Origin of the sequence: Roseomonas sp. GC11 (assembly GCF_024437745.1) — a bacterium.
Classification (GTDB): Bacteria; Pseudomonadota; Alphaproteobacteria; order Acetobacterales; family Acetobacteraceae; genus Pseudoroseomonas.
In genome coordinates this window covers 1-10,098 of sequence record NZ_JANFNY010000120.1, presented here as the reverse complement: position 1 = coordinate 10,098, position 10,098 = coordinate 1, and the positions used below count along the sequence as shown (strand labels likewise).

Genomic DNA, 10,098 nt, shown 5'->3' with positions numbered 1-10,098 from the left:
CGCGCGTCTTCGCCGCCGGGCCCACCGCCGCGCCCACCGCCGGGCCCACCGCCGGCCAGGGCGGCCTCTGCGCCCATGCCCTGCTGCCAGGGCCGGCGGGCGGGCTGATCGGCCTCGTCGATCTCGGCCGCCTGCTGCACCCCTTCCGCAACGCCCCCCAGCCCACCGGAGCGTGACGCCTTGAGCATCGCCAACCGCATCCTCCTCGGCTTCGCCGCCGTCACGCTGCTGCTGATCGGCCTCGGCCTCTACGGGCTGAACCAGATCGGCGTCGTCACCCAGTCCACCGACACCATCGTGACGCGCGACCTCGCCATGCTGCGCCAGCTGATGGAGCTGCGCGATGCCGAGGCGGACATGCAGGATGCGCGCAGCCGCACCATCTCGCGCTTCCTGCTGCGCGGCCTGGGGCGGGAGCCGCAGGGTGAGGACCCGGCGCCGCAATGGCCGCCCCAGGCCGCGCGGGCCGAGGCGCTGCTGGGCCAGATGCTGGCCGAGGCCGGGCAGAATGGCAGCACCGCCGTCTCGCCCGAGCGCCGCGCCGCCTGGATGCAGATCGCCCGCCTGCTCGGCCAGGCGGCGACGCCGCTGCGGCAGATCCGCGAGACGACGCAGCTTCAGTTCCAGTCCGTGCGCGGCGGCGACCTCGCCGCGGTGCAGGCGGCGGGCGAGGCGCTGGTGCTCAGCCGCACCGAGTTCGGCCGGCTGGTGGACCGCCTGCAGGAGGCGGTGAACAGCCTGATCGCCGCCGGCCAGCAGCGCGGCGGCGAGATCTATGAGGAAAGCCGGATGTCCGTGCTCCTCGTCATGCTCGCCGCCGTGCTGCTCGGCATCGCGATCACCCTGCTGATCCGCCGCTCCATCCTGCGGCCGCTGAATGCCTTCATGCTCTTCGTCGAGCGGGTCGGGCGCGGCGAGCTGGGCGGCGCGCCGGCGGCGACGGGGCGGGACGAGCTGGGCCATCTCGGCGCCACGCTGAACGCCATGGTGGAGGGGCTGCGCCAGCTCGCCCGCCAGAGCCGCGAGGCGACCGAGAACCTGAACGCCGCCGCCGCCGAGATCCGCGCCAGCACGCAGGAGCAGGCGGCGAGCGTGGAGGAGCAGCTGGCCGCCGTGCAGGAAACCGCCGCGACGGTGGACGAGATCACCCATTCCGGCGCGCAGATCGGCAAGCGGGCGCAGGAGGTCATCGCCTCCGCCCAGGCCACGGCGCAGACCTCCACCGCCGGGCTGCGCGCGGTGGAGGAGACGGTGCGCGCCATGGACGCCATCCGAGAGCAGGCGGAGGCGGTGGCCGGCAACATCGTCGCGCTGTCGGAGAAGACCCAGGCGATCGGCGAGATCATCGCGACCGTCAACGACATCTCGGAGCGCAGCCACCTGCTGGCGCTGAACGCGGCGATCGAGGCCGCCGCCGCCGGCGAGCAGGGCCGCAGCTTCGCCGTCGTCGCCGCCGAGATGAAGACCCTGGCCGATCAGGCGAAGGAGGCGACGGGGCAGGTGCGTTCCATCCTCGGCGACATCCAGCGCGGCATCAACGCCTCCGTCATGCTGACCGAGGAGGCGGTGAAGCGCGTCGCCGCCGGGCGGGAGCGCACCGGCACGACGCAGGACACCATCACCGAGATCACCGGCCGCATCCAGGAGAGCGTGCAGACCTTCCAGCAGATCGTCGCCAGCACCAACCAGCAGCAGCTCGGCATCGAGCAGGTGATGAGCGCGCTGCAGAATATCCGCCAGGCCAGCCAGCAGACGGCGGCGGGCACGCGGCAGCTCGACACGGCGGCGGGGAACCTGGCGCAGCTCTCGCAGCAGCTTGTCACCCTGGCCGACCGCTACCGGCTGTGACGGGCGGGGGCCGCCGATGAGCGACCTGCGCCAGGAGCTTCTCGCCGCCTTCGGCATCGAGCACCAGGAGCATCTCGCGGCCATCCGCGCCGCGCTGGCCGCCGCCGCGCGCGGCCAGCCCTTCGACCTGCGCGATGCCTTCCGCCGCGCGCACAGCCTGAAGGGGGCGGCGCGGGCGGTGGACCTGCCGGTGGTGGAGGATCTCGCGCACCGGCTGGAGGCGGTGTTCAGCCGCATCGGCGAGGGTGCGCTGGCGCTGGATGCCGCCGCCATCGCCGGGGTGCGGGCGGGGCTGGACGGCATCGAGACCTATGTGGCGGCGCTGCCGGAGGGGAAGCCGCCCGTGGCGGCGCGGGCGGCGCTGGAGGCCCTGCTGCCCGGCGCCCCACCCCCCGCCCCCGGGCCTCTCCCGGCCGACCCCGGCTCTGGTTTGGGCTTCCCAGGCCCTGCCTCAGCCCCGCCGGTGGAGGCGGCGCCGGCCGGGGCGGGGGATTATCTGCGGGTGCCGGCGGCGCAGATGGAGGCGCTCACCGCCGCCGTGCAGGCGCTCGCCGCCCCGCTGGCGCGGCAGGAGGGGGTGGAGCATTCCCTGCGCGCGCTGGAAGGGGCCATGCGCGCCCTGCGGCGGGACTGGGAGGCGCTGGCGCGCCTGCCCACCCTGGCCAATCCCACCCTGGCCAATCCGGCGGCGGCCGGCCGGATGCGCGATTTCGGGCATGATCTGGCCGGGCTGTCCCGCCGCCTCGGCCAGATGGCGCGGGCGCAGCGCGCCGCTGCCTGGGCCACCGAGGGCGCCGCCGCCGCGCTGCGCCGCCAGGTGGAGCGCATCGCCCTGGTGCCGGCCGAGGCGGTGCTGGGCCCGCTGGCCCGCATGGCCGGCACCCTGGCGCGCGAGGCGGGGCATGAGGCGCGCATCCTGGCCGAGGGGCTGGAGCTCCAGGCCGATCGCCGCCTGCTCCAGGCGCTGAAGGACCCGGTGACGCATCTGCTGCGCAATGCCGTGGGCCATGGGCTCGAGGGGGCCGCCCGCCGCGCCCGCCAGGGCAAGCCGCCGGAGGCCGAGATCGCGCTGCGGCTGGAGGCGCGTGGCGGGCTGCTGGTGATCCGCGTGCAGGATGACGGGCCGGGGCCGGACCTCGCCCGCATCGAGGCCACGGCGCTGCGCGCGGGGCTGCTGCCGCCGCGCGCCCCCGGCCAGCCGCCGCCGCCGGCGGAGCATCTGCTCGCCCTGGTCTTCGAGCCGGGCTTCTCCACCGCGCCGGCGGTGGACCGGCTCTCGGGCCGTGGCATGGGCCTGTCCGTGGTGGCGGAGGTGGCGCGGGCCTGGCGCGGCGGCGCCACGCTGCGGCCGCGCCAGCCCTGGGGGACGGAGGTGGAAATCGCCGTGCCGCTCTCCGCCGCCCGCCTGCCGCTGCTGCTGGTGGAGGCGGGGGGCCGTGCCTATGGCCTGCCGGGGCATGGGGTGGAGCGGCTGCTGCGCCAGCCCGCCGCCGCCATCACCCGCGCCGAGGGCCAGCCGGTGCTGCGCATCGAAAGTGGCGGGCGTGACGTTATCGCCCCCGTGGTCGCCCTGTCCGCCCTGCTTGGAGAGCCCGCCGCCCCCATCCCGGTCGAGGCGGGCCATGTGAAGGCCGTGCTGCTGCGCGGCGGCGAGCGGCGCTGTGCCGTGGCGGTGGAGGCCTTCCACGATGTCCGCGTGCTGACGGTGGAGGCGGTGGACGCGCCGGGGGTGGATGCCGCGCTGGTCGCCGGCCTCGCCCTGCGCGAGGGGGAGGCGCCGGTCCTGGTGCTGAGCCCGGAGGGGCTGGTGGGCCGCTGGCTGCGCGAGGCGGGGCAATTCGCCGCCCCAGGCATCGGCATCAGCATCGGCATCGGCCCCGCCGCCGTGCCCGAGGCCCGGCCCGCCGCCACCATCCTGGTGGTGGATGATTCCATCACCACCCGCACCCTGGAAAAAAGCATCCTGGAGGCACAGGGCTTCCGCGTGCTGCTCAGCGTGGACGGGCTGGACGCCCTGGCCCTGCTGCGGGCGGGGGAGGCGGTGGTGGATCTCGTCATCGCCGATGTCGAGATGCCGCGCATGGATGGCTTCGCCCTGCTGCAGGCGATGAAGACCGACCCGCGCCTCGCCCCCATCCCGGTCATCCTGATGACCTCGCGCGCCGATCCGCAGGATGTGCGGCGTGGGCTGGAGCTGGGCGCGGGTGCCTATATCACCAAGCAGAAATTCGACCAGCGTGAACTGCTGGCGACCATCGGACAGATGCTGTGAGCCTTTCCCCCCCTCCCGTGCTGCCCCCCTCTCTTCCCCCCGTGCCGCCGCCCGTGCGCGTGATGATCGTCGAGGACTCGCTGGTGGTGCGGCGGCTGCTGGCCCATATCGTCTCGCGCGATCCGCGGCTGATGCTGGTGGCGGCGGTGGACTCGGCCGAGGAGGCGCTGCGCGAATTGCCGTGCATCCGCCCCGATGTCATCTCGATGGATATCCGCCTGCCCGGCATGGACGGGCTGGAGGCCACGCGCCGCATCATGGCGGAATGGCCGACGCCCATCGTCGTCATCGCCGACAGCATCGAGGATGCCTCGCTGCGCATCTCGATGAACGCGCTGCGCGCCGGCGCGCTCTCGGTGGTGGAGAAGCCGGTGGGGATGGAGAGCGGCGGGCATGAGCGCATCGCCGAGACCATCTGTACCCAGCTCTACATCATGAGCCAGGTGCCGGTGATCCGCCGCCGCGGCCCGGGGGTGACGCGCCCCGCCCCCCGCCTGCCCACGGCCTTCGCCGCCGCGCCTTCCCCCTTGGCGCCTTCCCCCGAAGCGCCTGCCGCCACGGCGCCCTTCCCCGAGGGGCCTTCTCCCCGGGTGCCGGCGCAGCGCCCGGCGGTGCTGGCCATCGCCGCCTCCACCGGCGGGCCGCCGGCGCTGGCGCAGGTGCTGGGCGCCCTGCCGGCCGCTTTCCCGCTGCCGGTGCTGCTGGTGCAACATATGGGCGGCGCCTTCATGGAGGGCTTCGCCGCCTGGCTGGACGGCCTCGTGCCGCTGCCCGTCCGCCTGGCGCAGGAAGGAGAGCTGCCGATGCCCGGCCATGTCCATGTCGCGCCCGGCGACCGCCACCTGCTGCTCACGACGCAGGGCCGGCTGCGGATCAGCGCGGAGAAGCCGCTCGGCAGCCAGCGCCCTTCCGCCACGCTGCTCTTCCGCTCCCTGGCCGAGGCGTGCGGGCCGCAGGGGCTGGGCGTGCTGCTCACCGGCATGGGGGAGGATGGCGCGCAGGGGCTGGCGGAGCTGCGCCAGGCCGGCGGCTTCACCATCACCGAGCATGAGAGCACCGCCGTGGTCTATGGCATGCCGGCGGCGGCGGTGCGGCTTGGCGCCTCCTGCCTCAGCCTGCCCCTGCCGATGATCGGCCCGCGCCTTGCCCAGATGGCGCGCGGCGGGTGAGCCCCATGCCCATCCCCCCCGGCACCCCCGTGCTGCTGGTCGAGGATTCGGAGACCCAGGCGCTGCAGATGCGCCGCTGGCTGGAGGCGCAGGGCTGCGCCGTCTCCCGCACCGCCACGGCCGAGCTGGCGCTGGAGGCGCTGAATGGCGAATTGCCGGCGCTGGTGATCGCCGACTACCACCTCCCCGGCATGAACGGGGATGAGCTGGCGCGGCAGCTCCGCCTGAACAGCCGCACCCGCGCCATCCCCGTGCTGATGCTGACCGAGGCGCGCGAGGGCGATCTGGAGCGGCAGGGGCTGGAAAGCGGCGCCGATGCCTATGTGCCGAAATCGGCCGACCGCGACCTGCTGCTGCTGCGCATCCGTGCCCTGCTGCGCCGCCGCGCCGCCGCCGTCGGCCCCGCCGATCCCGGCGGCGGCGGCTTCCGCCGCGCCCGCATGCTGGTGGTGGATGGGGAGGCGGCCGGCCGCGCCGCCCTCGCCGCGCTGCTGGGGCGGGAGGGCTATGCGGTGGAGGAGGCGGCCAGCGCCGCCGCCGCGCTGGAGGCCGTGGCCGCCGCCCCCGCCGCCTGGGATTGCGTGGTGCTGAATGCCGCCGGGCCGGGGCTGGATGGCGCCGCCCTCTGCGCCCGGCTCAACGCCCTGCGCGCCGCCGCCGGCGGGGAAGGGGAGGGGGTGGGCTTCCAGATCGTCGCCCTCGCGCCCGAGGGGCCGGAGGATGGGGCGGGGCGCGGCCTGCTCGCCAGCCTGTTCGAGGCGGGGGCGGATGAGCTGGTGCCCGCCCGGGCGGAGGCGCGCGTCCTCGGCCTGCGCCTGCGCGCCGCGCTGCGCCGCAAGCTGTTGCAGGAGGAGGAGCGGCGCGGCGCGGCCGAGCTGCGCGCGCGCGCATTGTCGGTCCAGCGCGCCCAGGCCGAGGCCGCCGCCGCCCAGGCCAAGGCCGCCCTGGCCGAGGCCCTGGCCCGCGCCAATGACGAGCTGGCCGAGGCCAACCGGCAATTGAAGGACACCCAGACGAAGCTGGTGCAGGCCGCCAAGATGGCCTCGCTGGGCGAGCTGGTGGCCGGCATCGCGCATGAGATCAACAACCCGCTGGCCTTCATCCTGGCGCATCAGGGCACGGTGGAGCGGCTGCTCGGCCAGCTGCGGCCGATGCTGGAGGAGAATGCCGCCGCCCGCCCGCTGGTGGAGCGCTGCGGCGAGCGCGTGCGCTCCATGTCGCTCGGCCTGAGGCGCATCCAGGACCTCGTGCTGAACCTGCGCAAATTCTCCCGCCAGGACGATGCCTTCCAGCGCGTCAACGTGCCGGACGCCATCGACACCGTGCTGGCCCTGCTGGCGCACAAGCTGGGCGACCGCATCACCGTCCAGCGCGACTACGCGGCGGTGCCGGAGCTGCGCTGCTCCCCGGCGCTGCTGAACCAGGTGGTGATGAACATCATCAGCAACGCCGCCGACGCCATCGCCGGGCATGGCACCATCACCATCGCGACGCGCAGCGAGGCGGGGCAATACCGCATCGCCATTTCCGACACCGGGCCCGGCGTGCCCGAGGCGCTGCGCGAACGGATCTTCGAACCCTTCTTCACCACCAAGCCGGTGGGCGCGGGCACGGGGCTTGGCCTCGCCATCGCCTACAACGTCATCCAGGCGCATGATGGCACGATCAGCGTCGGACAGGGCCCCGCCGGCGGGGCCTGCTTCACCATCGGCGTGCCGATGCAACAGGGGCGCTGACGGCCATGCCGAACCTTCCTCCGGATTCCCGCGCCACGCTGCTGCTCGTCGATGACGAGCCGGAAATCCTCGTGGCGCTCACCGATCTCCTCGAGGAGGAGTTCCGCGTCCTCACCGCGCCCTCGGGCGCGGCCGGCCTCGCCCTGCTGGCGGCGGAGGCGGATGTTCATGTCATCCTCTCCGACCAGCGCATGCCGGAAATGGCGGGGGATGCCTTCCTCGCCCGCGCCCGCGCCATCAGCCGGGCGGAGGCGCTGCTGCTCACCGGCTATGCCGATCTGGAGGCGGTGATCAGCGCCGTCAATCTCGGCCGCATCGCCGGCTATGCGCCGAAGCCGTGGGAGCCGGCGGCGCTGCTCAGCATGGTGCGCGGCGCGGTGGAGCGCTACCGCCTCGCCCGCGCGCTGGAGACGGAGCGCGCCCTGCTCCAGGGCCTGCTCGCCTCCTCCGCCGATGCGCTGAGCTTCAAGGATGCCGAGGGGCGCTTCGTGCGGCTGAACGGGGTGAAGGCGGCGGCGCTGGGGCGCGCGGCGCCGGCGGCGTGCCTCGGCCTCGACGAGGCGGCGCTGCTGCCGCCCGAGGCCGCCGCCCCGCTGCGCGCGGCGGAACGCGCGGCCCTGGATGCCGGGCATGCGGTGGAGGCGGTGGAACAGCGCCAGGAGGGCGGCGCCGCGCCGCGCTGGGTGCGCGTCACCCGCATCCCCATCCACGATGCCACGGGGGCCACCACGCATCTCGCCACCATCGAGCACGACATGACGGAGCAGCGTGCCCTGGAGGAGCGGCTGCACCAGGCGGAGAAGATGCAGGCCCTCGGCACCATGGCCGGCGGCGTCGCGCATGACTTCAACAACCTGTTGACCGCCATCCTCGGCAGCCTGGAATTGCTGTCGCATAGCGGCCTGTCCGATCCGCGCCAGCAGAAGCTCGTCAAGAACGCCATCATGGCGGCCGAGCGCGGCTCGACGCTGACGCAGCGCCTTCTCAGCTTCAGCCGCAAGCGCGAATTGCAGCTGCGTGCCACCGATGTGAACCAGCTTGTCCTCGACATGGACGAACTGCTGCTGCGCAGCATCGGGCAGGCGGAACTCTGCCGCGCCCTGGCGCCCGCGCTCTGGCCGGCGATGGTGGACCCGGAGCAGCTGGGCCTCGCCCTGCTCAATCTCTGCATCAACAGCCGCGATGCCATGCCGGAGGGCGGGCGCATCACCATCGCCACCCGCAACGCCGCGGTGGGCGAGGAGGAGGTGCCGGACCTGCCGGCGGGGGACTATGTCATCCTCGCCGTCTGCGACACGGGGGAGGGCATGCCGCCCGCCGTGATGGCGCAGGCCTTCGAGCCTTTCTTCACCACCAAGGAGGTGGGCAAGGGCACGGGGCTCGGCCTCTCGATGGTCTATGGGCTGACGCGCCAGTCCGGTGGCACGGCGGCGCTGCGCAGCGCGCCGGGCCAGGGCACGGTGGTGGAGCTTTTCCTGCCGCGCGCCGGGCAGGCGGTGGAGCCCGCCCGCCCTGGCCATGCCCCGCCCGCCGCCCCGCCGCGCGCCGTGACCGTGCTGGTGGTGGATGACGATGCCGGGGTGCGCGGTGTCACCGCCACCTTCCTGGCTGATCTCGGCCACCGGGTGATCGAGGTGGCGGATGGCGAGCAGGCGCTGCGCCTGCTCGCCGGGGGGGAGGAGGAAATCGGGCTGCTGGTCAGCGATGTCACCATGCCGGGCATGGGGGGTGCCGAACTGGCGGCGCGCGCGCGGGAGATCCTGCCAGCCCTGCCGGTGCTGCTGCTGACGGGTTATGCGGGGGTGCAGCCCGTGCCGAGCGGCCATCCGCTGCTGCGCAAGCCTTTCCGCCTCGGCGATCTGGCGCGCTGCATCACCGGGCTGCTGGCCGGCGCGCCCCCGGAGGAGGGCGGCGGCGCGCAGCCAAAGCCCTGAGGAGAACCCGCGGAAGGCGGGTGCAGGAGACCCTGTCCCCCGCCCAAAGAAAAGAGAGCGGGGTGTTTGAGGGGGCGAAGCCCCCCCAAACCCGCAAGCGCCCCACAGGAAGCGGCCCTATGGGGCGCCCCTGTGGGGGGCGGCCTGGCCTCAGGAGGCCTTGGCGGCCTTGCGCTTGTTCTTCTTCAGCGCCGTGAAGGCGGCCTCGCGCAGCGCGGGGGAGGGCTTGAAGCGCACGGTGGCGCCGGCCTTCACCTGCACCTTCTCGCCGGTGCGGGGGTTCATGGCGGTGCGCTTCGGCGTCTCGCGCACGATGAAGGCGCCGAAATCAGGAATGGTGAATCGGCCATTCTTCACGATTTCGGCCTTGATGGCCTCGATGATGTCGCCGGCGAGGGCATTGGCGCCCACGCCGGTGATCTCGATGGAGTTCTGGATGGTGTCAGCCAGGAACTTCTTCGACATGGTCTTGCCTTTCTTGCAATGGGCCACCCAAAGCACAGCCGGCGCCCGGCGTGAAGTCCTGTTTGTGGCTTATGCCCACATAAATCGTCTTGAAGCCCCGGCGCGGCGCGCCCACCCTCCCCGGCATTGAGGGAGACGCCAGCAATGAAGAAGCTGATCAACGATCCGCGCGCCGTGGTGCGCGAGATGCTGGAAGGGTTCGTGGCCCTGGCGCCGGGGCAGGCGCTGCTGGCGGAAGCCGATGCCGTGCTGCGCCACCCGCTGCCGCCGCCGGAACAGCGGGCCGTGGCCGTGCTCTCCGGCGGCGGCGCGGGGCATGAGCCGGCCCATGCGGGTTATGTCGGCCCCGGCCTGCTCGATGCCGCCGTGGCCGGCGATGTCTTCACCTCCCCCAGCACGGATGCGGTGCTGGCGGCCATCCGCGCCGTGGCCGGCCCCGCCGGCGCCCTGCTGGTGGTGAAGAACTATACCGGCGACCGGCTGAATTTCGGCCTCGCCGCCGAGCTGGCGCGGGCCGCGGGCATTCCCGCCGAGATCGTCGTGGTGGCCGATGATGTCGCGCTGCGCGACACCGTGGTGCTGGAGCGGCGGCGCGGCATCGCCGGCACGGTGCTGGTGCACAAGGTGGCGGGCGCCGCCGCGGCGCGCGGCCTGCCGCTGCCGGAGGTCGCCGC

General features: G+C 73.9%; 7 protein-coding genes. 6 read left to right on the top strand and 1 reads right to left on the bottom strand.

Translation table 11 applies throughout. The annotated features are described in order from the left end of the window. Positions 1-180 precede the first annotated feature (180 nt). The 5 genes from NON00_RS22785 to NON00_RS22765 all read left to right on the top strand — a co-directional run bounded on the left by NON00_RS22785 (position 181) and on the right by NON00_RS22765 (position 8,959). Complete coding sequence (locus NON00_RS22785) at positions 181-1,848, top strand: methyl-accepting chemotaxis protein (RefSeq protein ID WP_256025070.1); 1,668 nt, start codon at positions 181-183, stop codon at positions 1,846-1,848. Positions 1,849-1,864: 16 nt separating this feature from the next. Continuing rightward, positions 1,865-4,120, top strand: coding sequence for a hybrid sensor histidine kinase/response regulator (locus NON00_RS22780; RefSeq protein ID WP_256025069.1), 2,256 nt, complete (start codon positions 1,865-1,867; stop codon positions 4,118-4,120). 62 nt (positions 4,121-4,182) lie between these two features. Continuing rightward, positions 4,183-5,289 carry a chemotaxis-specific protein-glutamate methyltransferase CheB gene (gene cheB, locus NON00_RS22775; RefSeq protein ID WP_256025071.1) on the top strand — a complete coding sequence of 369 codons (1,107 nt, stop codon included), beginning with the start codon at positions 4,183-4,185 and terminating at the stop codon, positions 5,287-5,289. A 5-nt stretch (positions 5,290-5,294) separates the two neighbouring features. Then, a complete protein-coding gene (locus NON00_RS22770; RefSeq protein ID WP_256025068.1) occupies positions 5,295-7,025 on the top strand; it encodes a response regulator in 1,731 nt (576 codons plus the stop codon). 5 nt (positions 7,026-7,030) lie between these two features. After that, the gene (locus NON00_RS22765; RefSeq protein ID WP_256025067.1) at positions 7,031-8,959 is read left to right on the top strand and encodes a response regulator; all 1,929 of its coding nucleotides are present in this window, start codon (positions 7,031-7,033) and stop codon (positions 8,957-8,959) included. 150 nt (positions 8,960-9,109) lie between these two features. Here the strand turns inward: NON00_RS22765 and NON00_RS22760 are convergent, their stop codons facing one another. Then, positions 9,110-9,424 (bottom strand): HU family DNA-binding protein, encoded by a 315-nt coding sequence (locus tag NON00_RS22760; protein WP_256025066.1) that lies wholly within the window; start codon positions 9,422-9,424, stop codon positions 9,110-9,112. Between the two features lie 144 nt (positions 9,425-9,568). Between NON00_RS22760 and NON00_RS22755 the strand changes: the two genes are divergently transcribed. Further along, positions 9,569-10,098: dihydroxyacetone kinase subunit DhaK (locus tag NON00_RS22755; RefSeq protein WP_256025065.1), on the top strand; the 530-nt coding region annotated here is incomplete at its 3' end.

Bases quoted from the DNA above. Each gene is read 5' to 3' on its own strand.
- NON00_RS22780 (WP_256025069.1), top strand. From the start codon at position 1,865: ATGAGCGACCTGCGCCAGGAGCTTCTCGCCGCCTTCGGCATCGAGCAC.
- cheB (WP_256025071.1), top strand. From the start codon at position 4,183: ATGATCGTCGAGGACTCGCTGGTGGTGCGGCGGCTGCTGGCCCATATC.
- NON00_RS22770 (WP_256025068.1), top strand. From the start codon at position 5,295: ATGCCCATCCCCCCCGGCACCCCCGTGCTGCTGGTCGAGGATTCGGAG.
- NON00_RS22765 (WP_256025067.1), top strand. From the start codon at position 7,031: ATGCCGAACCTTCCTCCGGATTCCCGCGCCACGCTGCTGCTCGTCGAT.
- NON00_RS22760 (WP_256025066.1), bottom strand. From the start codon at position 9,424: ATGTCGAAGAAGTTCCTGGCTGACACCATCCAGAACTCCATCGAGATC.